Origin of the sequence: Binatus sp. (SeqCode) (assembly GCF_049584895.1) — a bacterium.
Lineage (GTDB): Bacteria > Desulfobacterota > Binatia > Binatales > Binataceae > Binatus.
The window spans coordinates 52,107-77,256 of record NZ_JBAUYR010000086.1 but is presented as its reverse complement, the minus strand read 5'-3'; the positions used below and the strand labels follow the sequence as shown (position 1 = coordinate 77,256).

At 60.7% G+C, this 25,150-nt stretch carries 25 protein-coding genes and 1 tRNA gene; 8 read left to right on the top strand and 18 right to left on the bottom strand.

The window, feature by feature from the left end:
- Window positions 1-6 precede the first annotated feature (6 nt).
- From WB650_RS15400 to WB650_RS15380, 5 genes are all read right to left on the bottom strand, one after another.
- Complete coding sequence (locus WB650_RS15400; protein WP_422300992.1) at window positions 7-1,074, bottom strand: zinc-dependent alcohol dehydrogenase; 1,068 nt, start codon at window positions 1,072-1,074, stop codon at window positions 7-9.
- On the bottom strand, window positions 1,071-1,961 hold the full coding sequence (locus WB650_RS15395; RefSeq protein ID WP_422300991.1) for a polyprenyl synthetase family protein: 891 nt from the start codon (window positions 1,959-1,961) through the stop codon (window positions 1,071-1,073). Before WB650_RS15395 ends, WB650_RS15400 begins: the two co-directional genes overlap by 4 nt.
- Before the next feature lies 1 nt (window position 1,962).
- Window positions 1,963-2,967, bottom strand: coding sequence for an adenosyl-hopene transferase HpnH (gene hpnH, locus WB650_RS15390; RefSeq protein ID WP_423961090.1), 1,005 nt, complete (start codon window positions 2,965-2,967; stop codon window positions 1,963-1,965).
- A 39-nt stretch (window positions 2,968-3,006) separates the two neighbouring features.
- The gene (locus tag WB650_RS15385; protein WP_422300965.1) at window positions 3,007-3,660 is read right to left on the bottom strand and encodes a TetR/AcrR family transcriptional regulator; all 654 of its coding nucleotides are present in this window, start codon (window positions 3,658-3,660) and stop codon (window positions 3,007-3,009) included.
- Between the two features lie 228 nt (window positions 3,661-3,888).
- Window positions 3,889-4,944, bottom strand: coding sequence for a Gfo/Idh/MocA family protein (locus WB650_RS15380; RefSeq protein ID WP_423961089.1), 1,056 nt, complete (start codon window positions 4,942-4,944; stop codon window positions 3,889-3,891).
- A 194-nt stretch (window positions 4,945-5,138) separates the two neighbouring features.
- Here WB650_RS15380 and WB650_RS15375 point away from each other — a divergent pair, with 194 nt between their 5' ends.
- On the top strand, window positions 5,139-5,378 hold the full coding sequence (locus WB650_RS15375; RefSeq protein ID WP_422300967.1) for a GlsB/YeaQ/YmgE family stress response membrane protein: 240 nt from the start codon (window positions 5,139-5,141) through the stop codon (window positions 5,376-5,378).
- Window positions 5,379-5,550: 172 nt separating this feature from the next.
- On the opposite strand, the gene WB650_RS15370 is transcribed toward WB650_RS15375, so the two are convergent.
- From WB650_RS15370 to WB650_RS15345, 6 genes are all read right to left on the bottom strand, one after another.
- A complete protein-coding gene (locus tag WB650_RS15370) occupies window positions 5,551-6,402 on the bottom strand; it encodes an LLM class F420-dependent oxidoreductase (RefSeq protein ID WP_422300968.1) in 852 nt (283 codons plus the stop codon).
- Between the two features lie 113 nt (window positions 6,403-6,515).
- Complete coding sequence (locus tag WB650_RS15365) at window positions 6,516-6,992, bottom strand: HAD-IIIA family hydrolase (RefSeq protein WP_422300969.1); 477 nt, start codon at window positions 6,990-6,992, stop codon at window positions 6,516-6,518.
- 15 nt (window positions 6,993-7,007) lie between these two features.
- A complete protein-coding gene (locus tag WB650_RS15360; protein WP_422300970.1) occupies window positions 7,008-8,384 on the bottom strand; it encodes an aspartate aminotransferase family protein in 1,377 nt (458 codons plus the stop codon).
- A gap of 43 nt (window positions 8,385-8,427) precedes the next feature.
- A complete protein-coding gene (locus WB650_RS15355) occupies window positions 8,428-9,249 on the bottom strand; it encodes a hypothetical protein (protein ID WP_422300971.1) in 822 nt (273 codons plus the stop codon).
- Window positions 9,246-9,971, bottom strand: coding sequence for an NTP transferase domain-containing protein (locus WB650_RS15350; protein ID WP_422300972.1), 726 nt, complete (start codon window positions 9,969-9,971; stop codon window positions 9,246-9,248). The genes WB650_RS15355 and WB650_RS15350 overlap by 4 nt, the downstream gene beginning before the upstream one ends.
- Entirely contained in the window at window positions 9,965-10,693 is a 729-nt protein-coding gene (locus tag WB650_RS15345) for an HAD family hydrolase (protein ID WP_422300973.1), read from the bottom strand. The genes WB650_RS15350 and WB650_RS15345 overlap by 7 nt, the downstream gene beginning before the upstream one ends.
- Window positions 10,694-10,906: 213 nt before the next feature.
- Between WB650_RS15345 and WB650_RS15340 the strand changes: the two genes are divergently transcribed.
- From WB650_RS15340 to WB650_RS15330, 3 genes are read left to right on the top strand one after another with little or no spacing between them, the layout of a single operon-like run.
- Entirely contained in the window at window positions 10,907-12,097 is a 1,191-nt protein-coding gene (locus tag WB650_RS15340; RefSeq protein ID WP_422300974.1) for a CDP-alcohol phosphatidyltransferase family protein, read from the top strand.
- Window positions 12,094-13,425, top strand: a complete 1,332-nt coding sequence (locus WB650_RS15335) for a B12-binding domain-containing radical SAM protein (RefSeq protein ID WP_422300975.1) — start codon at window positions 12,094-12,096, stop codon at window positions 13,423-13,425. Before WB650_RS15340 ends, WB650_RS15335 begins: the two co-directional genes overlap by 4 nt.
- A 19-nt stretch (window positions 13,426-13,444) precedes the next feature.
- The gene (locus tag WB650_RS15330; protein ID WP_423961084.1) at window positions 13,445-13,759 is read left to right on the top strand and encodes a hypothetical protein; all 315 of its coding nucleotides are present in this window, start codon (window positions 13,445-13,447) and stop codon (window positions 13,757-13,759) included.
- An 81-nt stretch (window positions 13,760-13,840) separates the two neighbouring features.
- Here WB650_RS15330 and panC read toward each other — a convergent pair whose 3' ends face one another.
- From panC to WB650_RS15300, 6 genes are all read right to left on the bottom strand, one after another.
- Window positions 13,841-14,686 (bottom strand): pantoate--beta-alanine ligase, encoded by an 846-nt coding sequence (gene panC, locus WB650_RS15325; protein WP_422300977.1) that lies wholly within the window; start codon window positions 14,684-14,686, stop codon window positions 13,841-13,843.
- Window positions 14,683-15,519, bottom strand: coding sequence for a 3-methyl-2-oxobutanoate hydroxymethyltransferase (gene panB, locus WB650_RS15320; RefSeq protein ID WP_422300985.1), 837 nt, complete (start codon window positions 15,517-15,519; stop codon window positions 14,683-14,685). The genes panC and panB overlap by 4 nt, the downstream gene beginning before the upstream one ends.
- A gap of 316 nt (window positions 15,520-15,835) precedes the next feature.
- The gene (locus tag WB650_RS15315; protein WP_422300978.1) at window positions 15,836-16,678 is read right to left on the bottom strand and encodes a PDZ domain-containing protein; all 843 of its coding nucleotides are present in this window, start codon (window positions 16,676-16,678) and stop codon (window positions 15,836-15,838) included.
- A complete protein-coding gene (locus WB650_RS15310) occupies window positions 16,653-17,531 on the bottom strand; it encodes an MBL fold metallo-hydrolase (protein ID WP_422300979.1) in 879 nt (292 codons plus the stop codon). The genes WB650_RS15315 and WB650_RS15310 overlap by 26 nt, the downstream gene beginning before the upstream one ends.
- Window positions 17,532-17,548: 17 nt before the next feature.
- Window positions 17,549-18,319 (bottom strand): type III pantothenate kinase, encoded by a 771-nt coding sequence (locus WB650_RS15305; RefSeq protein WP_422300980.1) that lies wholly within the window; start codon window positions 18,317-18,319, stop codon window positions 17,549-17,551.
- Between the two features lie 106 nt (window positions 18,320-18,425).
- Window positions 18,426-19,058: a hypothetical protein gene (locus WB650_RS15300; protein ID WP_422300981.1), complete on the bottom strand. Its 633-nt coding sequence runs from the start codon at window positions 19,056-19,058 to the stop codon at window positions 18,426-18,428.
- A 102-nt stretch (window positions 19,059-19,160) separates the two neighbouring features.
- Between WB650_RS15300 and WB650_RS15295 the strand changes: the two genes are divergently transcribed.
- The 4 genes from WB650_RS15295 to WB650_RS15280 all read left to right on the top strand — a co-directional run bounded on the left by WB650_RS15295 (window position 19,161) and on the right by WB650_RS15280 (window position 23,840).
- The gene (locus WB650_RS15295; RefSeq protein ID WP_422300982.1) at window positions 19,161-19,904 is read left to right on the top strand and encodes an SDR family NAD(P)-dependent oxidoreductase; all 744 of its coding nucleotides are present in this window, start codon (window positions 19,161-19,163) and stop codon (window positions 19,902-19,904) included.
- A 66-nt stretch (window positions 19,905-19,970) separates the two neighbouring features.
- A tRNA-Pro gene (locus tag WB650_RS15290) sits at window positions 19,971-20,047 on the top strand.
- Between the two features lie 372 nt (window positions 20,048-20,419).
- Complete coding sequence (locus WB650_RS15285; RefSeq protein ID WP_422300983.1) at window positions 20,420-21,538, top strand: glycosyltransferase family 4 protein; 1,119 nt, start codon at window positions 20,420-20,422, stop codon at window positions 21,536-21,538.
- Between the two features lie 88 nt (window positions 21,539-21,626).
- A complete protein-coding gene (locus tag WB650_RS15280) occupies window positions 21,627-23,840 on the top strand; it encodes a glycogen debranching N-terminal domain-containing protein (protein ID WP_423961081.1) in 2,214 nt (737 codons plus the stop codon).
- A 6-nt stretch (window positions 23,841-23,846) separates the two neighbouring features.
- On the opposite strand, the gene WB650_RS15275 is transcribed toward WB650_RS15280, so the two are convergent.
- Window positions 23,847-25,091 carry a kelch repeat-containing protein gene (locus WB650_RS15275; protein WP_423961079.1) on the bottom strand — a complete coding sequence of 415 codons (1,245 nt, stop codon included), beginning with the start codon at window positions 25,089-25,091 and terminating at the stop codon, window positions 23,847-23,849.
- Window positions 25,092-25,150 lie beyond the last annotated feature (59 nt).

The following is a 25,150-nucleotide window of genomic DNA, read 5'->3' as shown; positions in this document are numbered from 1 at the left end:
AACCCCTCATGGAATCACGGCGCATTTCAGAACCTCGCCGCGCTCCAACATGTCGAAAACTTCCGCGAGTTCGCCCAGCCGCTTCCGAGCGTTGACGATCGCGCCTGCATTCAGCGCGCGTCCCGCCAGCAATTCGTACGCACGGCGCACATCGCGCGGCCGATAATGAAACGGCGACATCAGGGTAAGGTTGTCGTAATGCATCCGTCGCGTATCGACACTCAGCGCGGTGCCGGTCGGACAGCCGCCGAAAAAAACTACGCGGCCTCCGCGCCGCACTCGCGCGAGCGCATCCTCCCAACCCTCGACTTGCCCCGTGCACTCGATGACCAAATCGGGACCGAAGCCGCCATTGAGCCGTGCGATTTCCGCGACGGCGTCTGCCCCGCGCGCATCGATCACGCGGTCCGCGCCCAGATTCTCCGCCCACTTCAGACGCTCTGCGCCGCGCCCTACCACCACCACCTCGCGAACGCCCGCCGCTCGCAGCACCAGCATGTGCAGCAGGCCGAAAGCGCCGCCACCGAGTATCACCACCGTCTCATTTTTGTCGGCACGCGCCGTATCATTCGCGTGCACGACGCACGAGAGCGGTTCGAGCAGCGCGGCCTCCTCGAACGGCAGGTCCGCAGGTTTGATAAACGTGTTGCGCGCGACGACATGCGGCGGCAGCGTCAGCGTGTCCGCGTACGCGCCATGAACCATTCGTCCGACCGCGTCGTCGCAAAGATTTTCCTGCCCATGCTGGCAGTAGAAGCAAACTCCACACGGCGCAGTCGGCGCCGCCATGATTTCGTCGCCGGGCTTGAACGCGGTCACACCCTCGCCCGCTTCCGCTACTACGCCGGAAAACTCATGCCCGAACGGCATCGGCAGGTTCCACATCGGGTGGCCGCGGCGAAATGTTTTGAGATCGGTGCCGCAACTGAGCGCGCATCGAATTTGAATCAGCAACTCGCCCGGCTTCGGACTCGGGGCGACGTAATCTCGAAGTTCGATCCGGCCGGGCTCGACCAGCATCGCCTGGCGCGAATGCGCTTGGGTAATTCTCGCCGATGCTTCGAGCGCGCTCACAGTTTGCGCTCCACAACAAACGTCGCGATATGCCGCAACGCGTCGGCACGATCGCCGAAGCCTTGCAACGCGCGATGCGCTCGCGTTTCAAGCTCGCGCGTCAAATCCATCGAGCGCTCGATTCCCAATATCGCTGGATAGGTCGCCTTGCCGCGCTCGCCGTCCTTTTGCGTGCGCTTGCCCATCTGCTCCGGCGTGCCTTGAACGTCGAGCAGATCATCGACGACCTGGAACGCGAGCCCGAGCGCGCGCGCGTACGCGTCGAGCGACTCGATCTGCGACGCGCTCGCGCCACCGAGTCGCGCACCGCCGCGCACCGAAGCCAGGAACAGCGCGCCGGTTTTTTTGCCGTGCAGTTCTTCGAGCTCTTCGACCGTCTTCGACTTGCCCTCGCCGAGCAAATCGATCACCTGCCCTGCGACCATCCCGGTCGATCCCGCCGCCGCCGCGAGCTCCGCGACAGTCTCGAGCACGAGCGCCGGCGACGCACCTTTGTCCGCCGACCGCGTGAGCACCTTGAATGCGTCCGTCAGGAGCGCGTCGCCCGCAAGTGTCGCGATCGCTTCGCCATAAACTTTGTGATTGGTCGGGCGTCCGCGACGCATATCGTCGTCGTCCATGCATGGCAGATCGTCATGAATCAGCGAGTAGGTGTGAATCATCTCGACCGCGCACGCGAGCCCCATCGCCGCCTCGAGCTTGCCGCCGACCGCCTCGCACGACGCAAGCGCGAGCACCGGCCGCAGGCGCTTGCCGCCCGCGAGCAGCGAATAGCGCATCGCCTCATGCAAGCGCGCTGCGGCGCCGGTGGGCTCTTCGACGCTTCGCTTCAGCGCGCGCTCAATGAGCTGCGCGCGCTCTTTTAGATAACTGTGTAAGTCGAACACGTCACGCCACGTAATGCCGCACCATGCGCCATGAGTCCTTCAGATTTTTGCCGAAGTCGAGCGCCACGGTCCCCTCAAATCCCGAATGCAGCTTGCAATCGCGACAGCGGAAATCCTGCTTGGTTCGATAGTATTCCCAATCCGTCGCCGCATGCATCTCATTAAGGGTCTTATAGTGACCGTTTGTGATGAGGTAGCACGGCCCCTTCCATCCTTGCGGATTGCGCGTGACCGTGGTCCACGGACTGCATTGCATGTCGCGCTTGCCGACCAGGTAGTCGAGGTAAATCGGCGTGTTGATAATCTTGTAATCGTTCGCCATGTCGCGAACCTTGAAAAACTTCGCGGGCATCTCGTCTTTGCGGAGATACTCCTCGTCGTTCTGCAGCACCTGGTAGTGATAGCCGGGGCTCAGCAGCATCCCGTCGACGCCGAGGCTGGTCAGGTACTTGACCATGTCCTCGAGCTCCTGACCGGTGGTCTCGCGAAAGACAGTCGTGTTGGTCTGTACGCGGTAGCCCTTCTCCTTCAGCATCTTGATCATCTTCACGACGATGTCGAAATGCCCGACCCTGTCGGTCACCCGATCGTTAGTCTCGCGCATCCCGTCGAGGTGCAGGTTGAAGCTGAGATAGGGACTCGGCGGCACCTGCTTGACGAAACGTTCGAGCAGGATCGCATTGGTGCATATCATCACGTGACGCTTCTGATCCTCGATCAGTCCGCGCGTCAGCGCCGCGATATGCTTGTACATCAGCGGCTCGCCACCGCAGATCGACACGATCGGCGCGCCCGCTTCTTCCGCCGAATGCAACGCCTCGTCCAGCGGCATCATGTCGCGGATGGTGTCCTTGTACTCGACGATTCGCCCGCATCCGATGCACGCAAGGTTGCACGCATGGAGCGGTTCGAGCATCAGCACCAGTGGAAAATATTTCTCACCGGATTTCTTCTTGGCGCGCATGTAGCGGCCGAGATCGATCATCTGCCTCAATGGAATGCGCATAGCTTTTGCGTTCTCCTGGAACCATGTTGAAGAAAACAGTCAGGCGGACGGTGCACCGCCCTCCGATGAAGATGTCCCCGACGGACCGAACAACCACTCGCCCACCATCGCCACCGCCCCTTCGGGGTCGATCGCATTTGCGCCCATAAATAAATGTTCGATCAGCAACCCGTTCAGCGCCGAAAGCAGAAACGCCGCCGCCGATTCCGGGGCAGTCCGGCGCGCGCAGACTCCCTTCTGTTGCGCGCTCGTGATCAGCTCGACCAACATCGCGCGATAGCCGCTATAGAGCTGCAGTACCTGCTCATTGAGACCTTCGGACAGCGTCGGATCGTGAAGCATCTGCGCCAGGAAGAACCGCACCGAACTCGCGTTGTCGCGCACGAACGACAGGTACGCCTCAACCAGCTTTAGAATCTGTTGGCGCTCGTCCATCGCGGCCGCTTCTTCCGCGAAATCGATAAAGTACGGTTCGAGCAGGCGGTTCAAAACTGCGACGAACAGCTCTTCCTTGGTCTTGAAATGCCAAAAAATCAGCGCCTTGCTGACGTGCGCCTCGCGCGCCACTTCCGACATCGAGGTCTCATGGAATCCGCGGCTGGCAAAAAGGCGCATCGCCGCCTTCAGAATCTCGTCGCGCGAGTCCTGCGATCCGGTGCGCGGCTCCGCCACACCCACTTTTATGTGCGACACGCCCATATTCTGGCTATGCCCCCCCGCTCTACTCCTGTCGTCGCCCGAAACCACAAAATGCGTCCAATGGCCGCCAATTCGAGCAGCGGTAACCTGCGCGTCTCGAAAATGCGGCTAACCTTTCGGTCAATTGAAACTTTACCGTCACATTCTCGAAAGTCAAGAGCGACAGTCCGAGCGGTCAGGCGGTCAGCGGCCGCCAGAATGTTTCTGGCGGGCTATTTCGGCTTAACTATGTGATTTTACAGTGGAAAAAGGAGTTACGATCTCGATACCATTGTTAATAGACGATTTCCGCGCCGCCTCGATTAGCACCAGTGCAACACGCGCCTGCGCCAAGTTGAGGCTCGCGACCGGCGAATCGGTTCCTTCGGTGACCGCTCGCTCGAACTCCTCAGCCACCCCGCCGAACCACGCCGCATGGTACGAATCGTCGGCCATGTCCGGAATCGAGAGGTCCTCGGTCTTCCCAGACCGTTCCGTGAGGAACACTCGATCCCCTTCAATTTCGAGACTTGCGCGTTCGCCATAGATGAGCGCCGATGTCCGTCGCACCGGAGCACGCCAGGAGAGATGCGCCCGGCCGATCGCACCATCACCGAACCGAATTCGCACATCGGCGACATCGTCGACGTCCATGCCCGCGGGCGACTCGAGCCGAGCTGAAACCGAAGTCGGCGCCTCGCCGCCGAGCAGCCAATTCATCAAATAGAAGACATGCCAACCGTGATCGATCAAAATCCCGCCGCCCGACGCCGCCGACGCCCGCCACTTTCCACCGCTGCCTCCCGTCCCGGCAGGTTCGGTCCGGAGGCGATCAACCGAGATGAATCGAATCGCGCCCAGCCTCCCCGCCTCGATCGCTCGGCGCGCAGCCGCATAGGCGGGCGCGTATTTCCAATTGTGCACGCACATCAGGATGCGCTGCTTCTCCGCGGCAACCGCCGCAAGTTCGTCGAACTCGCCAAGCGAAAGCGCGAGCGGCTTTTCGACGAGGACGTGCGCGCCAGCCGCCAGGGCCAGGCGCGCCGCCGCCTGATGGAGCCCCGGAGGACTGGCGACATCCACAAAATCCGGAGCCTCGCCATCGAGCATCAGTTCGAGGTCGTCATAAACGCGGACACTCTTGATGAGGTGGATGGCCTCGTGCCGCCGCTCCGAGACAGGATCGTGAATCGCACTGATTGCGATATTTTCGCGCGTCCGCCAGCCAGCAAGGTGCGCGCGGGCAGCAACCTCGCCAAATCCGGAAATAGCCCCGCGCAATTTTGTTCGATTCGCCATCAGCGCCGACAAGTGTCAGCTAAAGCGGATTGCCTCGCAACCCACCCGCAGTCGCAAGATGGCGGTGCAGTCGAAAAGCGGCATCGCAGCCGTCCGATTTAGACCAAATCACTCGCAAATCCTCTGGATCCCGATGGCAGCGCTCTTGCTCCCCTCTCTAGCGAACGCACAACAAACAGGGAGGCAGGCGAATCATGTTCGCATGGATTCTAATCGGACTCATCTCGGGATGGCTGGCGGGAAAAATTCTCAACGGCAACGGCTACGGCATGATGTGCGACATCGGGCTCGGCCTGCTCGGCGGCATCGTCGGCGGAATGATCTTCGAGGTCCTGGGCGTACGCGCGCACAACTTCATTGGCGCCATCCTGATGTCCACGGCCGGCGCCACCGCGCTGGTAATAGCGACAAGAATAATCCGCGACGAGATTTGAGCGCGAAGCCATCTACGCGCTGATCAGTTCATCGTTGTCATTCTGAGCGGAGGCTGCCGTAGCGAAGAATCTCGACGACGCTCCGGCGTCGGCGCCACTGCCCACGAACGCGCTGGCGCGCGAGATCCTCCGCTTCGCTCAGGATGACGGAAAAAGGGTCATTCGCCCTTCCCTAAACGTACAGCGCGGCGATCTTCTTCAGCATCCCTTCGGAATTCTCGAAAGTCAGATCTCCCAGGCCAGCGACGAATCGACCCGCGCCTGCTTCCGCGAACTCCTTCAGACCATCCTGCACCGTCGTGCGGTCGCCGCGGATTCCGCCCATGATCGTAATATCGAGCTCTGCGAAATTCCTGCCGACCGCCGTGCACTCGCGCTTGAGCTCGTCGACACGTGTTTTCAACTGCCCCGCGTTGAGTTGAATCGGGCACCATCCGTCGGCCCACTTGGCAACGCGCTTGAGGGCGTTCTTGTCGAGGCTGCCGATCAGCACCGGCGGTCCTGATTTTTGCGCCGGCTTAGGCAGCGACTTCACCGGCGGAAACTTCACGTACTTGCCTTCGAACGACGCCGAGTCCTCGGTCCACAGCTTGCGCATGGCGGCGACAATCTCGGCAGTCTCGCTCCATCGATGGGGGAAGTCGACGCCGAAAAGATCGCTCTCCTCGCGCAGCCATCCCGCGCCGATTCCGAACAGCACGCGGCCGCCCGAGTATGCGTCCAGCGTCGCGAACTGTTTGGCGAGAGTGAGCGGCTCATGCTCCGGCACGAGGCAGATACCGCTGGCGAGTTTCAGATTCTTGGTGACGGCAGCCGCCATGCTGAGCGCTATCATCTGATCGCCCATCGTGAAATATGCGGGCGGAATCGGACCGCCGGTGGGAAACTGCTGCTTGGGATTTGCGGGCATCGCGGGATGCTCGGGCACCCAGATCGATTCGAATCCGAGTGACTCAGCGACACGCGCAAATTCCGCAGGATGAGCATTCTTGCCGGTGAATGGAGTGAGCAGTCCAATTTTCATTTTCGATCTCCTCGCGGCGGCTTTTCCCGGCAAGGAAGGATCCGGGATTCTTCGCTTCGCTCAGAATGACATAAAGAAAAGACGACAGACAAAAGATCAGTTTTACGCTTCTCTCATTCCCAGCCAAAAAAATCTTTCGCGGCGACAAACTTCGCGACGCCCGCCGCTTCACCCGCGAGCCGGTCGACTTCCTGATCGCCGACCATCGTCGACGACGCCAAATCGACGCCGTACAAATCGGCGAGCTCTGTGATCATCCCGCCCTTCGGCTTGCGGCATTCGCAATTGTCGGCATCGGTGTGCGGGCAGATTTGCCATCCCGACAGGATGCCGCCGAGCTGGGCGTCGAGATCCTTCAGCGCGGCTTCCACTTTTTCCGCTTTGAGGCGGCCGCGCGTGATTCCCGACTGATTGGTCACGACGAACATCAGGTAGTCGTGCATGGGGCGGAGTTTTTCGGCTACGCCGGGGAGCAGTTCGATTACGATGTTGCCGTTGGCGTCGAGCGGAATCTCGAGATTCTCGTTGAGCCTGACCAACGTGCCGGTGAGATCGAGGAACAGCGCCGCGTTGCCATTCGGATTGACCATGGAAAAAAGATTCGCCTATGCGTGGCGCCAGTCAACGTGATCGCGGACGTGCGCGAACACCTCGTCCATGATTTCGACGCCCGCCTCGGCTTGAGCTTCGGTGATCACCAGTGACGGATTGATCCGAATCTTGGGAAAGTACGCCATCGTGACCAGTCCGCGTTTCAGGCATTCGGCGAAGATCAGCTCGGTGACTTTTTTGCCGAGCAGTTCCTTGGTTTCGAGATCGCGCACCAGCTCGACGCCGATCAAAAGCCCCTTACCTCGGACGTCGCCGACAAATTCGTATTTTTCCTTCAGCTGCACGAGCCGCGACAGCATCATCGCGCCGACCTTGCGCGAGTTCTCAACCAGATGCTCCCGCTGGATCGCGCCGATCGTTTCCGACACTGCCACTGCAGCCAGCGGATTTCCGCCGTAGCTCGACGACGACGCGCTCGGCTTTCCGAACGGCTCCGCCTTGCCCAGCTCGTCGCTCAGCAGCACGCCCGAGACCGGAAATCCCGAACCCATCCCCTTGCCGACGGTGACGATATCGGGGCGAGTGCCGCTATGCTCGACGCCCCACCATTTTCCAGTGCGTCCGAAGCCGGTGATCATTTCGTCAGCGATCAGCAGCGCGCCGAAATCCTTCGCCACGGATTTAACTGCAGGCAGCCAGTCGTCGGGAGGGATCACGTTGCCGGCCGTTCCCTGCATCGGTTCGGCGACGATCGCGGCGAGCGCGCCGCTCGAGCTCATCTTAATCTGTTGGCGCGCGAAATCGACGCAGTACAGCCCGCATTCGGGATACTTCAACTTGAACGGGCATCGGTAGCAATCAGCATACGGCACAGTGTATTGCCCGCCCTGCAACGGCCCATAGCCCTGCTTCGATTCGTCGCCGATCAGACCCAGGACGCCACCGGTCTTGCCATGGAAGCCGCCCCAGAAACTGACGGCCTCGTGATGGCCGGTGGCAGAGCGCGCCAGCCTGAGCGCAGCTTCGACGGCTTCCGCGCCGCCGCTGTATAGATGTGCGCGATTCAGTCCCGCGGGCGCGACTTCGGCCAGCGCCTTGAACGCCGCCGCGCGCTCTTTGGTTGCGAAAGTACCGACAGTCAGCCGCGACGCCTGATGCGCCAGCGCCTGCGCCATCCCCGGATGCGCATGACCGAGGCTTGCGACCGCGACGCCCGCGAAAAAATCGACGTAGGTATTGCCGTCGGCGTCGGTGAGGGTCGCACCTTCGCCGTGATCGAATGCGAGACCGGCCAGCAGCGAGATTCGCTGCCGGCCGGGCGCGATATATTTTTGTTCGAGGTCGAAGATCTCTTTCGATTTGGGTCCCGGTACCGCGGTCTTGATCGAGGGAAGTTTTCCGTTATTACCAGTGGTTGTCGTGGTCTTCAATTGATGGCGGTTCGAATCCTTGTTTGAATTTTGCGGCGCGATTTCAACGCGATCGGCCCAGCAGACTTATAGCACGGCGCGCGATCGCGCGAGCGGCAGCTCCCCGCACCCGGCTGTAACTCGGCCAGTCGTTGAAATCGATAATCGCAAACCGATCGCCACTCAAGACCACATCGCCGCCCCATGCCTGCAGGCCGAGCGCGCCAGCAGCTGCAGCCGCCGCTTCCGCGAGCGCGCGCACAGCGGCTTCGGGCACTTCCTCGCCCTCTGGATGCACGCTGAAATGCGCGCCGCCGCTGACGCCGTAAAATTTCACGACGCGGCCGACGACTTCCTGCTGCACGTACGCGAAGCGAACTCCGCGCCGCGCGAAGTTGGCGAGAATCGCTTCGACCTCCGCGCGATCCGCCGCGCGCTGCACGTCTTCAGGCGCGAGCGCATGCAAATCTCCGCGCTTGACGAACACCCCCGCCGACAAATCCAGCCCGGCCAGCTTGCGCGCATCGAGCGGCTCGTCAGCCGGAATCAACGCGCCCGCCGGCGTCGGCACTCCCGCGCGCTCGAGCCCGGGCGCGAGCAAGTCACGGTAGCAGTTGCGAATCGAGAGCGCGGAGTTAATCGCAATCGCACCCGCCTGCTCGACTGCTGCCAGCCGCTTGAGCGCGCGCGGCCCCTGGCACATCGGCAGCACGAGATCGGCACGCGGTGGAGCGCCCGCCGCAAAGCTGACCGCATCGATCGTCTGGATTTCGACGCCCTCGCGCTTCAGCTCCGCCATCGTGGCATCGAGAATCGCGGCGTCGGCCTCGACCTTGCCCGGTGAAAACTCGGGCTCCCGATAAATTCCCAAAGCTTTGTGGCTCATGGCATCTTCCGTATTGCGAGGCGCGCCGCGTCGAGGTCCGGCGCTTCGTCCACGTCGATCGATCCTTCGATCTCGATCGCATCCAGCCGCATTCCACGTTCGATGATCATAGCGAGAAAGCGGCGGAGCGCGTCGAGCCCCGCGCGGCGCGCGTCAGCGGCGTAGTCGAAAATTCCGGTCGACAGGAAATAGAATCCCGCCGTCACCATAGAAGTGTGACGACTGCCCAGCCCGAGGATCAAGCCATTCTCTGTTACATCTGCAAAAAGCGGCTTGGCCTCGCCGCGCCATCGCGTTACTGCCAGCACACCCAGCAAATTTTTGTCGCGGCAGTCCTCGATTTTTTTCCGCGACTCATTAACAAAACGCACCAGTTCGATCTGCGGAATTACAGCGTCCACCGTCGATGCGATAAACCATCCCGGCTCCAGCAGATCGCCCAGCGCGAGCATCGTCTCCATCGAATTGGCGGTATCGCGAACGACCAAACGAATCGAGTTCGGAATCTCAAGAGCCATCTCGCCCGCAATGCGCGCCGTCTCCGAATTGATCACTGCGACAACCGACTCGGCGCCCGCATCGATAAGCGCGCGCGCCTGGCGCGAAAGCATCGCCTCGCCGCCCAGCTTCACGAGCGGCTTTGGAATATCGTCGCGGGTCGAGATGCGCAGGCGCTCACCGCGGCCGGCGGCGATGATCGCTCCTTGTAATTTCGTCACCATCGAATCTGCGCAACTTCGTCGATACTTCGGATCGTGACGTCAGCGGCGCCGGAATCTTCACCCTCTCGAGGTTCACTGCACAACCATACTGCGCGCATGCCTAGCTTGCGCGCGGGCGCACAATCCTTGCCGATCGAGTCGCCAATCATCGCGACCGACTCAGGCGCGCATTGTATTTTTTTTAGAGCGGCTTCAAAGATGCCCGCGTCGGGCTTGAAGATCCCGAGGCGCGACGAATCGACGATCGCGGTAAAAAATCGATCGAGCTTTGCTTCCTGGAGCACGCGGTCGAGATTTCCGTAGAAATTCGACACGACACCAAGCTTGAAACGGCTTTTCAGCGGACCGACGACTTCGCGACTGTGCGCTAGCCCCGCCGACGTCTCGAGAACGAACGAATTCGTGACGGCCTCGACCAATCGATGACGTCCCGCGGCGCCGGCATCTTCGAGGGTCGCGCGAAGCGCCTCCGGCCCACTCTTCCGCAGGTATTCGAACTGATGGCCGACGAGGAATCGCACGAGGTCCGTCATCCCGAAGCGCGCTACTATCCTGGTCGCGCCGTACCCCGTTCGCGTCGCGTGATCGAAAGCGGGGTCCAGCTCAATGCGGGAAATATCAACACCTGCCGCGCGATAACTGGCCAGAAATCGATCGAGCCAATGCGCCGGCCCATCGAGGGTGCCGCCGAAATCGAATAGCAGAGCGGTAATCGTGGCCATAAAACGAGCATTCTACCAGTCGCAGTGACCGTCCTCCAGTTTTCGTTCGTCGATGACCGCATCTTTCAGGTGTTGAAAATACTCGCCTCGAAAAGCAGACGAACTCATAATTAGTGGATAAGGCTAGTAGCAATGCTACTTCCGCTGCCGTTACCGCTGTGTTACCGTTGGCGCGATCGAGGACGGGGGAAACTGGGTTTTAATAAGACTTCATTGATTGAAACTGCTCTAATCGCTGCACCTGACCGCGCGGACAACGCGGTCTTCGGACGTCCGCTTTTAGAGCGGCTGATGATCAATTGCGAGCGCGTCGGGATTAAACGGTTCGTCATCGCGGCGCCGCGCGATCGCTATTCGGACGTCGCACGCGCAATGGGCCGGTTCAAAAATTTGGACACGGTCTCGATGGTCGAGTCGTTCAGCGAGATTCTGAATCAGCACAATGCACAGGAACTGGGCATCGACCTGTCGTCGCCGTGCGTGTCCTTTTCCGGAAACCTGGTATTTGCGAAATCGCAACTGGCGCGGATCCTCGACGCGCATGCCTCCGATCCTCAGTCGATACATCGGTCCGCGAGCACCGACCATGACCGCGGCGGCGAAATCGCGACCGGTGCGATCGGCGAGATTCTCAAGCGCGGCGGCATTTCAACCACCGTCCCGGCGTCTGCCGCGAGCCTGCTGCCCTTCGCGCTGAACGGCCGGCCCGAAGATCGCGAGGAAGCAGAACTGCGGCTGGCGAAATCGATTCGCGAGGAATCGGCCCACAAAGATGCGCCGATGGCGCGATGGGTCGACCGGCGCATTTCGTGGCGCATCAGCTATTGGCTCGCGTCGCACACCCGCGCAACGCCGAACATGGTCACGGTCGCGAACACGATATTCGGGCTGGCGACTGCGTTGATGTTCTCGGTGCCGAACTATTGGATGCGGCTGTTCGCGGCGATTTTCTTTTTGATTTCGATCACGATCGACGGCGTCGACGGCGAACTGGCGCGGCTCAAGATGGTCGAGAGCGATTTTGGCGGCGCGCTCGACGTCATCACCGACAATATCGTGCATGCCGCCGTCTTCATCGGTCTGCTTGTCGGATGCTATCGCATCGAACACAGCCGCGCTTACCTGTACCTGATTCCAATCCTGCTCGGCGGGTTCACAATGTGCGCATACGCGACGTGGCGCGCTTTCAAGATCAAAGGCGCGCGGGCAGCGGAATGGCTGGACAAAGTCGATCGCTGGAGCGGGCGCGATTTCGCCTATTTGCTCGTGGTATTGGCTCTAATCAATCGGCTAGAGTACTTCGCTTGGGGAACAGCGTTTGGAACGTACGTATTTGCTTTGGTCCTTATTTGGATTACTGGCCGGACCGAATCGTCAATGAAGCCTGAGGGTGAGGAAGTATGAACGGCAAGAAGCCACGAATTCTCCTGGTGCAACCCACGACTGTCCATCTGGACGGCACGCCGCACAAAACCCGGTGGCGGCTAATCATGGGACTGATGATTCCGCTGATGGCGGGACTCACGCCCGACGATTACGACGTGACGCTGTGCGATGAGCGCCTCGAGAACATCAATTTCGACGGCGGATGGGACCTGGTCGGGATGACGACCACCATCGGCGCGTCGCTGCGTGCGTACCAGCTCGGCGACGAGTTCCGCAAACGCGGCATCCCGGTTGTGTTCGGCGGCTTCCATGCAACGCTACAGACTGAAGAGGCTCTCCATCACTGCGACGCCGTCGTGAAGGGCGAGGCCGACCTGGTGTGGCCCGAGCTGCTGCAGGACTGGCGCGACGGAAAACTCAAGACGATTTACAAAGCCGACAAGGTGCACGATCTCAAGAACCTGCCGCGCCCGCGACATGAGCTGCTCAAGCTCAATCGCTACCTGTTCAAGGCGGTGCCGGTGCAGGCGAGCCGCGGATGCCCCTATCGATGCTCGTTCTGTGAAATTCCGGTGTTCTACGACGGCGCGTATCGGACGCGGCCAATCGAGGATATCGTCGAGGAAATCAAGCAGGTCATGAAGGTGACCGGCTTCAAACGCTTTCAGTTCATCGACGATCAGATCACCGGCAAGCACAAATTCGCGCGCGAGTTGTTCAAGGCGCTCGAGCCGCTCAACATCCGCTTCTCCTGCCTGTGGACGATCAACTCGAATCACGACGACGAGCTGCTCGACCTCGCGGCCAAGGCGGGAATCTTCCACGTCAACATCGGGGTGGAATCGATCAGCCAGGACAGCCTGTTGTCGATGAACAAGATTCAGAATCACGCGGGGCAGTACAAGAAGCTGCTCAAGAAGCTCGAAAAATACGGCATCTACTACTCGCTGAATTTCCTGTTCGGGCTGGAAGAGGATCATCCAGGTATTTTCGACGACACGCTGAAGTTCCTGCATGAGGTCAAGGCGCCCGAGGCTTTCTTCAACACGGTGACGCCGCGCGTCGGCACTCCGATGCGCACGCAGCTCGAAAACGAAGGCCGCGTGATAATCCCCGACGCCGACCTGTACACCAACAACTTCCGCTGCATGTTCGTGCCGAAGAACATGTCGCCGCAGGAGGTCGAAGAAGGCGTGTGGCGATGCACCAAGGAATTCTACTCGCTGAAGTCGATGTTCAAGCGCCTCCTGATGCCGCCCGGAAAGTTCACCTGGCAGGGCCTGACTGAGAACATGCTCTTCTACTGGGGTGCCAAGCGACAGATCGATCCGGTCGATTACTATTAGGCTATAGGCCACCCCGGCTTTGATCTTAAAGACTCTCGCGGTGCTGGTGCTCGCCGCGCTGCTCGAGGTCGGCGGCGACGCGCTAGTCCGAATAGGACTGCACACCTACGGCTACTCGCTGGCAGCAGGCGCGTTCGCGCTGTTCGCCTACGGAATCCTGGTCAATCAGAGCGGCGTCGATTTCAACCGCCTGATGGGAATCTACATCGCGATCTTCTTCGTGGTATCGCAAGCGATCTCGTTTCTGTTCTTCAAGCAAATCCCCGACGACAGAATCCTGCTAGGCGGCGGCTTCATCGTGACAGGCGGCCTAGTGATTTTGTTGATGACTTAGGGAAATGACGGAATAAATTCCGTCCTACTTTTTTCTGCGCCAGTAGGACGAAATTTATTTCGTCGCTTTTTCGTGCCATTCCTACGGGTTGAGCACGACGTTGTCGATCAGGCGCGTTTTGCCGACGCGGGCGGCTATCGCGATCAGGATTGGACGGTCGAGCGACGGGTGGCGCGACAGCGTTTCGGCGTCCACTCCTTCGACGTATTCTATCTCGACGCCCTTCATCCGCTTGAGCACGCGCGTCGCGGCGAACACTACTTCCTCAGCGCAGCATGGGTCGGTGCGATGCTTTTCGCGGGCGGCGCGTAGTGCGAGGCTCAGTGCGAGTGCGTCTTCGCGCTCAGTTGACGACAGGTAAGCGTTGCGCGAGCTCATCGCGAGCCCGTCTTTTTCGCGCACTATCGGCACCGGCAGAATTTCCACATCGAAGTTCAGGTCGCGGACCATTTTCTGGATCGCGCGGAGCTGCTGGAAATCTTTTTCGCCGAATACCGCCAGATGCGGTTTGACGATGTTGAACAGCTTGGCGACTACCGTCGTTACTCCCCGGAAATGGCCCGGGCGATGCGCGCCGCAGAGGCCGCTGGTTATGTCGCCGGCGTCGACCCAGCTCTGCGCGTCGGTTGAGTACATCGCGGCGGGCTCGGGCGCGAACACCACGTCCACCGGCACCCTCTCGAGCATTGCGCAGTCGCGTTCGAAGTTGCGCGGATAGCGCGCGAAGTCCTCGCCCGGGCCGAACTGCATCGGGTTGACGAAGATCGACGCGACCAGCACCGACGATTGCCGGCGTCCCTCGCGCATCAGGGTCAGATGACCGTCGTGCAGAAAGCCCATCGTCGGAACGAGCCCGATTCGTTCGCCGCTCTGGCGAGCGCTCTCTGCGTAACGGGTCATCTCGTCGGGCGAGGTGATGACGATCATCGAGGAGCCCTCCTGGATTCTGCGTAGCAATGTTCCGGCGCCGGGAATGCGCGCTCTTTCACTTCGCGCACGTACGCGTTTGCCGCCGCGGTGGCATCATTCCACAAATGCGCGAACGGCTTGGCGAAGCGCGGCGCGCACGATTCGTAGAGGCCGAGCATGTCGTGCATCACGAGCACCTGGCCGTCGCACTCCGGGCCGGCGCCGATGCCGATAGTCGGGATTGTGACGCTCGCAGTTATTTCGCGCGCCAGCGACGGCGGCACGCCCTCGACCACGATCGCAAATGCGCCCGCGGCTTCGAGTGCGGCGGCGTCCTCGAGCAGTCGCTCACGGCATCCGGGAGCGTTGCCCGATTTGCGGCCTTGCACGCGATGCCCGCCCATCCGATGTATCGACTGCGGCGTCAGCCCGACATGACCCATCACGGGAATATCGACCGCCGCGATTCTTGCCACCGCTTCCGCGATCGCGATTCCCCCTTCGAGCTTCACCGCCTCCGCCCCGCCTTCCTTGACGAGGCGCCCGGCGTTACGCAGCGCGTCTTCGGGACTCACCTGGTACGAGAGGAACGGCATGTCGGCGACGACGAGCGCGCGACGCCGCGCCCGCGCGACCGCACGCGTGTGGTAGATGACCTCGTCGATCGTGACAGCGAGCGTGGTGTCTTCGCCGCGCACCGCCATGCCGAGACTATCTCCGATGAGCAGCACGTCGACGCCGCAGTTGTCGAAGATCCGCGCGAATGGAAAGTCATACGCGGTCAGCATCGTGATCGGCTGATGCGCGGCTTTCATGCGCGCGAGATCGGGCACGCGAACTTTTTCTTGCACCATTTTCTCACTCATTCGAGTCAGTTGCTCCCACTAAAAGAAAATCGGGGCTGCCGCGTACCGGCAACCCCGCATCAGAGCAATCTCGAATGAACGAGCGCTCGAATCACTCGGAGTCCCGGTCCTTATCGGATCCAGGCGCGAGCAGACTACGAAATCAAATCTCTCAACACCGTCTCGCCGGGAAAAATCCTCGACGGACCAATTCAACTATATAGAGAAAGATGGGCGGTCCGTAAAGCGGGGAATGGGAAAAGTCGATGCACCCGGAACCCTCACCTGACCTCTCCCGTGAACGAACGGGCGAGGGACCGGATCAGTTGTTGGCTTGCAGGGTGTTGGCCGTCACCGGCAGCGTTACCTGGAGGCGTTTACCGTTGCGCACGACGCTCAGGTAAACGATCTCGCCCGGCTGCAAATCGCGCATGCGGTCCTGGAAATCCAGAAAGTTCGTCACCCTCGAGCCATCGACGCCGATGATCATGTCGTAGCTCTCGCCGACTTGCATGACATCGAGCACCGGTATCAACAGAATGGCGGCCTGCCCGAACGGGAGCAACGCGCCGGCCATCGCCACACCGGTAAGGGCGTCATGCACGACGTGACTGTATGAATGCAAACCGGCAGTCGCTGCTGGGCCGCCTTTCTCCACCGTCGTGATGAGCAGGCCGTCTGCCTCCTCGCCGGATTTGAGCGTGCGTCTCGCTTCGCGCAGTTGCATTCCGAATGGCGTCGAAAGCTCGCCGTCGTTGTCGAACTGCTGCTGCATGAGCTGTTGCGGCGGCACCCCGCTCTGCTCTTCCTGGTAGCGCGCGATGTCGTTGCTCTGATTTGGAGGCTGCGAATCTGCGGAGGTCTGCGAATCGGAGGCAGTGCCCGATGGCTGCTGTTGCGACGAGGGCGAAATCTCTGCGGTGTCAGGAACCGCGGCTTCGACGTTGTCCAGCGGAGTCGGTACCAGGTTCGTAGGACCGGCGGAGGTCGAACTCGCGGCCGCCGCCGACGCCGCCGCAGACTTCCAGGTTTCAGAGGCGGTGGTATCGCTCGACTGGGCGCACGCGAGCGCGCTGGCGAACACAACCAGCAGCATCGCCGCGAGCGACGCGCCGAAAGCGTGGTGCTCCCTCGCTTTGCTAGCTAACGCTCCAGCGTTTTTCATGCTCCACCACGCGGCCCTCGCGCTCGAGCTTTTTCAGATGAGAGCGAATCGAGCTTGCAGCCGCAGCATGCAGATATTCCGGATAGCCGACGTAAATTTTCTTCACGATTGCCATCGCGTCGAGCGGTCCCGCACCGTCGGCGAGCGCCTCGAGCACCTGGCGCTCGCGCAATTCGCGATGCGCAATATACTCCCCGATCTTTTCTTTGGGATTGCGGATTACCGGCCCGTGCGCCGGATAAATCGTCTCGAGATCAAGCGCGAGCAAACGCCTCAGCGAGTCCATGTACTCGCCCAAATCGCCAGTATCATCAGGAATGACTGTGGTACCCGCTCCCAGCACGACGTCCCCCGTGAACAGCGCGCGCTCTTCTTCCAGATAGTAGCACAGGTGATCGGGTGCGTGGCCAGGAGTAAAAACCGCGCGAAGCGTCGCGCCTTCGGTATGAACGACCGCGTCGTGACCGATCGCCGATATCTCGCCGGCGGGAGCGTCGTGGCCTTCCCACGGCATCTTGAGCACTTCCATCTCGCCGAATTTTTCAGTGACCTGCTTGACGCCTCCCAGGTGATCGACGTGCGCATGGGTCAGCACGATTCGTTCGAGTTCGGTGCTGCTGGACAGTTCCTCGAGCGCCGTCTCGAGCAGGTCGGCGTAGATCGCGACGCCCTGGCCCGTGTCGAGCAGGATCGGACGCTTCGAGGTTCCAACGATGTAGGTGTTGGTGCCCGGTCCGGTGAATGGACTCGGATTCTGGCCGAGCACCGTCGCGACCCGCGGCGAGATTCGCGAGTAGTCCGGCATCTTAAGACCGATCATCGAATCGGTCACGACTCGCGTCTGCTTGCTCATCAAACGTCCCTCACCGGCTAGCGCCGGTTGCGCTCAAATATCAGCCGGAGTCCTTTCAATGTCAAAAACTCGTCGACCTCTTCAATCGTTTCGCTCTCGGGCGAAATCAGGTCGGCGAGACCGCCGGTCGCGATGACGCGCGCCTTTTCGCCGCGCTCCTTCAGGATGCGGCCGACGAGTCCGTCCACCAGCGCCGTGTAGCCGAAGATAAGTCCCGATTGAATCGAGCCGACTGTGGTGCGGCCGACAGCTTCGCGCGGGCGAACCAGCTCGACTCGATACAGCTTTGCGGCGTGCTCGATCAACGCGTTCATCGAAACCCCAAGGCCCGGCGCGATCGCCCCTCCGGCATACTCGCCCTTGCCGGTCACGTAGTCGAAAGTGGTGGCGGTGCCGAAATCGACCACGATCGTCGCGCATGAGTAACGCTCAAAGGCGGCGACCGCGTTGACGATTCGATCCGCTCCCACTTCCTTGGGATTCTCGTAAAGGATCGGCATCCCGGTTTTGATTCCCGGACCGACCATCAGGGGCGTGCAATGGAAGTAGCGCTCTGCCAGTTGCTCCATCACTTGGTTGAGCGGAGGAACCACGCATGCGATCGCAACGCCCTCAGGCCTGACCCCGCCCTCGAGACCTGCGCCCGCGAGCAGCGTATTGAGCAGCGCGCCATGCTCGTCCGTCGTGCGATCGGGAACGGTCGAGATACGCCAGTGATTGCGCAGACGCTCGCCTTCGTAGATTCCAATCACGGTATGGCTATTACCGACGTCAACCGTTATCAGCATGACAAATCCCCGTCCGACGGGCGTCGTCGATAGCGACGCGATCGGGCACAGATAATAGCGCGCAAACTCGCTGTAAATGAAACGGCTGACGAAGCGCCGTCAGTGCTTAATGATGGAACCCGAACGGCGAACTCGCCATCCCCATCATCGGACTGCCCGCGGGGCGGCTGAATGCGGACATCGTAGGCGGCGTCATCCACGGTCCCTGATTCAGCGATGGACGCGCGGCCTCCGTCAGAGGACTGCTCATCGGCGCGTAGGCCGACGCAGGAACGGGAGAGGGTCGGTTCATCGTCAGCGGAGTGTTTATCGTGTACGGATAACCATAACCGCCGTACGGAACCGCGTAGACCTGCTGATTCTGATAGTCGTCCGCCGTGCCCCAATCTTCATCGGGCGCGCCGCTGCTGGCGGTATCGTCATCGTAGACTTGAGGCGGAGCACCCGGCGACGGAGCGTTGATAGCCTGGCCGTCGTCGTCAGTGCCGCTGGCAGCGGGACCGTCGCACGGAGCGGAAGTGCCGTCGTTATTGCACGTCGCCTGAGGGATCTCGAGTACCTTGTCCGCCGATGCCGCGTCCTCATCGATAGTGGGACCGGTGCTATCCCAATTGGCATCGACGCTCGTGCCAGAGTCGGGCGCCTCTTGCGAAAATGCAAAGCGCGCGTTCACGAAGACAGTCATCGCAAGGGCTGCAACAATCCCGACAATCAATCGCGACGACCGTGCCGTACTCATTCTTCGACACTACCACTCGATTGATGTCAGCGCCAAGACGAAATCTGTAGAGCGCTTGCATACGGTTTGCACGCACGCCGCGAGCGGCTAAGATTTCGCCCTATGTCAGAAACAAAAGTCGCACTGGTAACCGGCGCGGGCCGCGGCATCGGCCGCGACATCGCGCTTCGAATGGCAAAGGAAGGCTACGCGGTCGGGCTGATCGCGCGGACCAAGTCGCAGCTCGACGAAACCGCCGAACTGATTCGCGCGCAAGGCGGCAAAGCCGTCGTGACTCCCACAGACGTATCGCGCCGCGACCAGGTCGTCGCCGCGGTCGAGACGGTCGAGCGCGAGCTCGGACCGATCTCGGTGCTGATCAACAACGCCGGCGCATACTTGCGCAAACGCTTCACCGAAATCACCGAAGAAGATTTCGATTTCCAGCTCAAGGTGAACGCGTACGGACCGTTCTTCTGCACGCAGGCCGTTATCGGCAAGATGGCTGATCGCAAATCAGGCGCGGTGATCTTCGTTTTGGGATCGGAATCACGCAGCGGACCGGCACAGTACTCGGCCTACAATGCGTCGAAGGTGGCGCAGCGCGCGATCGCGGAGTCAGTCGCCTACGAATTCATGCATCTCGGCGTGCATGCCGCCACGATCGACGTGGACGGCGCGGTCGATAGTGCGCGCGTGCGCGAGTCGATGCCCGACGTGGATCCGTCGCACTTCGTGCCGCCTGCGGCGATATGCGACGAGATCGTGCACCTGATCAATCAGTCGAAAAGCGCCTGGACCTTCCAGGTCGACATGCGCGCGTTTGTGCAATGGCGTCCGCGCGTCGCGCCGAAGAAAAAAGTCTGATCGCCGCGCACCTGCTCATATGCGGGTGTGGTCTTGCGGGGAGCGGATATATAATCTTCCTCGCGTCGGGGTGTGGCGCAGACTGGTAGCGCACTCGCTTGGGGTGCGAGTGGTCGCCGGTTCAAATCCGGCCACCCCGACCATTTCAATTTTTTGGTGAAGTCCACTCGTCGCAATTTCGGCGTTGCAACTTTTTTAATCAGCTACGATCACGGGCCGCACCAGCTTCACCGTATGGGGAAGCGCGACACCCAAATCGTGCGACGCCTTCAATTTTGATTTCGCTTTCGTTCCGCGTTACGCCATCGCGTAAATTTTTCGCAGTTTCCAAAAACCATTAAGCGACGCTGGTTTCCCGCTCTAGGCATTGCGAGTTCTTCGTCACACGAGCCGGTGGCATGGTTTTCGCTTCTTGTGCGCTCGCTACCTTTTGATTTTCGGAGCGCATTGACGCTTTCCAAAGGGGAGTTTTCTTGCCGCTAAATTTTTTCAGCCGTAAGCGCGGAGAGATCAATTTGGATACCAACGGAAGTTTCGGAGGCGCCAGTTCCAGGCGTTTGCGCATCGCTCAGATCGCTCCTCTATATGAGAGCGTGCCGCCCAAACTCTACGGCGGCACCGAGCGCGTGGTTTCGTATATCACCGAAGAACTGGTGCGTCGTGGCCATGAGGTGACGCTGTTCGCGGCGGGCGATTCGCAGACCCGCGCGAATCTGATGCCCGCGTGTGCGCAGGCACTGCGTCTGATGGGGAAGCCTGATCTCGGATCATCGTTGCAGTTGGCGATGCTGTCGGAGGTTTACGAAATGGCCCCCGACAGTTTCGACATCGTGCATTCGCACATCGACTACTGGTCGTTCCCGTTTGCACAGCTCACCGGAGTGCCTACCGTTTCCACCATGCACGGACGCCTCGACATCCCCGACCTTCATCCGGTGTACCATCGATTTCCCGATGCGGCCCTTGTCTCTATCAGCGATTCCCAGCGCGCTCCGTTGGCGCAGATGAATTGGGCGGGCACGGTGTATCACGGCATGCCGCGCGACATGCTTCGCTTCAACGGACAGAACGGAAAGTATCTCGCTTTCATCGGACGCATCTCGCCCGAGAAAGGTATCGACGTTGCGATCGAGGTCGCGCTCAGATCCGGAGTGCCGCTCAAGATTGCCGCTAAAGTCGACGTCGTTGACCACGAGTACTTCAACCAAGTGATCAAGCCGCGCATCAAGCCGCCAATGATCGAATACATCGGCGAGATCGACGATGCGCACAAGAGCGAATTCCTCGGCGGAGCACTCGCATTGCTCTTCACGATCGATTGGCCCGAGCCGTTCGGCCTTGCGATGATCGAGGCGCTGGCGTGCGGCACTCCAGTCATCGCACGCCCGTGCGGATCCGTTCCCGAAGTCATCAGGCCCGGCGTCACCGGGTTTCTCTCAAAGGAAATCGATGAGCTGGTGGCAGCCGTTGGCAGGATCGATTCGATCTCACGCGAACAATGCCGTCGCGAGTTCGACGAACGCTTCACTTCGGAAGTGATGGTCGCGAAATACGAGCGCATCTATCATAGGCTGATCGGCGCGGACGCAATAACGCCGGAATTCGAAACACAGGAAGCTGCTGTTGGCCGCTAGACGGTCAAAGCTGGACTGACAAACCTTCGATGCTAGACTGCGTGTAATCAGGACGCCGATTCCGTATTCGCGGCGTTTCTAACGCATCATGGCAGAACGCAGGGCTACCGCTGAGCCAGCGCAGACCGTCGTCAAGGTTGGCTCCGACTACTATGTGCTGGCGTCCTCGCTCGCGTCGCGTCGCGCGAGCCAGGTGCTTGCGGACGGGCGAAGTTTCGCGGTCTTCGAAACGGCCGGCGACATTATTGATTCACCGCTCGAGGCGCAGGGATTTTTCGATTCAGATACGAGGCATCTGAGCCGCTTCGAGATGCTGATTGCCGGCGCCGCACCGTACTTTCTGAACTCTTACCTCAGCGACGACCGCGCGCAGTTCCGCGCCACTCTTACCAACGCTGATTTGGGGAAGAAGGGGCGGCAGGATTGGCTGCCACGCAACTCGATCAGAGTGAACCGCGGATGGGTCCTGAGTGGCGCCGCGCTCTACCATCGGTTGACGTTGCACAACTACATTGACACGCCGGTCGACATTGAAATCGATTTTTTCTACGGCGTCGATTTCGCCGACGTCTTCGAGGTCCGCGGCCTTCGCCGCAAGCGCCGCGGTGAAATGTTGAATCCCTCGGTTGACGCCAGCAGGGTCGAGCTTCGCTATCGCGGTCTCGACAACTCTGTGCGCGCGACCGAAATCCGCTTTGATATTACGCCCAGACAGATTGACGATCAGCATGCCGTGTTCGTGCTGCGCCTCGAGCCGGGCGAAAACCGTGAGCTCGAATGCCGGATCGCGGCCAGCGGTGAATCGCCATCCTACTCCGCCGTTGCGGTGAATCGGGCGCCCACCTTCCTCCAGGCGCTCGAGCAACGGCAATCCGAGCTTTCCGAATTCCGCAGCGACTGGGCCGTCATCTCGGCCAGCAATAACGAATTCGCTACCATGATTCGACACGCGGGCGTCGACCTGACTTCGATCATTGCGCGCGGCGACAGCAGGGGTGCGTTCATCATGGCGGGCGTTCCGTGGTTCGCCACTCTCTTCGGACGCGACAGCATAATCACGGCACTGTCGATTCTTCCGTTCTATCCGCAAATCGCGGTTCGAACCCTGCGGACGCTGGCGAAGCTTCAGGGCGATACTGTCGATGAGGCACGTGACGAACAGCCCGGCAAGATCGTGCACGAGATTCGAACCGGCGAGATGGCCGCAACCGGCGAAGTGCCCTTCGGCCGATACTATGGCAGCGTCGACGCGACCCCGCTCTTCCTGTGGCTATACGGACGCTGCGTCGAGTCCACCGGAGACCTTCAGTTCGCCGACGAGCTGTGGCCCAATGTCGAACGTGCGATCGAATGGATCGAACGATGGGGCGATCGCGAGGGTGACGGTTACGTCAAATATCTGCGCGAAACTCCGCGCGGGCTGGCCAACCAGGGCTGGAAGGATTCCGAGGACGCGATCTTTCATAAGGACGGCGAGCTTGCGCGTCCTCCGATCGCGCTCGCAGAAGTGCAGGGCTACGTGTACGCGGCGTGCATGGACGTGGCGTCGGTCGCGGCGCGCCTGGGGCGCGGCAGCGTCGCGGATCGGCTACTCACGCGCGCGACAGCACTGAAACAATCTTTCGAGCGCGACTTCTGGCTCGAGCCCGAGGGCATGATCGCGCTGGCACTCGACGCCGACCGGCGCCCATGCCGCGTGATGACTTCGAACGGCGCTCATTGCCTCGCGACCGGGCTGGTCGACGGCGAGCGCGCTACCGCGATGTGTAAGCGGCTGCTCGCCGACGACATGTACTCCGGATGGGGAATCCGGACACTCTCGGGCAGAGAAAAACGCTACAATCCGATGAGCTACCACAACGGATCAGTGTGGCCGCACGACAACGCGATGGCCGCGCTGGGACTCGCGCGCGCCTGCGATCATACCGGCGTGCTCAAGGTTCTCGAAGGTCTGTTCGACGCGTCGGAGCAGCTCAACACTTCCAGTCTGCCTGAACTCTTCTGCGGCTTCCGGCGCGAGATTGGCCTCGGCCCTGTTCCATATCCTGTGGCGTGCTATCCGCAAGCGTGGTCGGCGGCCAGCGTGTTCATGATACTGCAGGCGATGCTTGGGATTCGGGTGCTGGGATTCGAGCGCCGCGTCTTTTTCGACACACACTTGATTCCATCGTGGCTGGACTGGCTCAGCATCGACAAGTTGCGCGTCGGCGACGGCCGCGTCTCGTTCGTGCTGCGGCGCTCCCCCAACGGCGCCGCGATCGAAGTGAAAGATAAATCCAGCGGCGTCCGCGTCGAAATCTGATCCGTTCTAATGCTGCGGCGTGTCGGTTGGAGATGGTGTCGCGATCGTGCTGTCACTCGGAGTTGGACTGATCGTTGGCGTCAATGATTTCGTTGGCGTGATCGACGGCGTCGGCGTGAGGGTCTGTGTTATCGACGGCGTCGGACTGATCGTTGGCGTTATCGACGGCGTCGGGGTCAAAGTGTCCGTCGCCGTGATGCTCGGAGTTGGAGTCGCCGACGGTGTTGGCCGAATCCAGGTGATCGGCTCACGTCCAAAGATGAGCGTCGCGCTATGTCCCACGCGTGCATCGCTCATCTCCCCGGTGGTAACGAATCGGTCCGCCACCGGATCGAAAATCTCGGCGCTGGAAAGCGGCTTGTAATCCGGATCCCAACCGCCCGCGATCAGCACGGTTCCGTCCGGCAACAGCGTCGCCGAATGTCCGGAACGCGCTGCGACCATCTCGGGTCCCTCGACGAACTGGTGCGATTGCGGATCGTAAAACTCGGACGTTTTGTCCCCGCGTCCGCCCGCGATCAGAACCCGTCCGTCAGGGAGCAGCGTCGCCGTATGCCCGGCACGGCTTTGAGTCATCTTCGGCCCCTCGCGCACCGTTCCGTTCGATTCGTCGAAAATCTCGCTGGTGTCGACCGCGCTGCTCCTCGCGAATGGACAGCCGCCGGCTATCATAACGAGGCCGTCCTCGAGCAGCGTCGCAGTGTGATACACGCGATTGTCGTTGAGCGTGCCGGCGAAGTGAAATTTTCCGCTCGCGGGATCGTAAATCTCGAGTTTCTGAAATCCACCTCCCGCAATCAGCACGCCACCGTCGCGCAGCATCGTCGCCGTTTGACCATGCCGGCTCGACAACATCGCGCCGGTTTCGGCAAAGGCGTTCGTCGCAGGATCGTAAAGTTCGGCGGTCGGCGATGCGCCGCCGACAATGAGAACCTTGTCGTTTTGCAAAGTCGTGGCAGTAGGATCGTCGCGGGCTTCCTTCATGTTCGGCGTCGCGACGAATTTGCCATCACCTGAATTAAAAATCTCGGCGGAACGCAGAATCCACGGCATCGCCGGTCCCGGAAATACGTTCAGCGGGACCAGCAGAGTGTTGATGCCGCCCAAAATCAAAACCCTGTCGATACCGATCGCAGCAGCGGTGAATTGGTCGCGCCGCTCGTTCATCGGTGCGATCGGCAGAAACCGGTGAATCGCGAGATCGTAAATTTCGGCAGAATTGAGCACTCCCGGACTTTTTCCGGTTGGCATATCGACCAAACCTGTCCCACCTGCAATCAACACAATTGGCTTCAACGCGCCGACTGCGG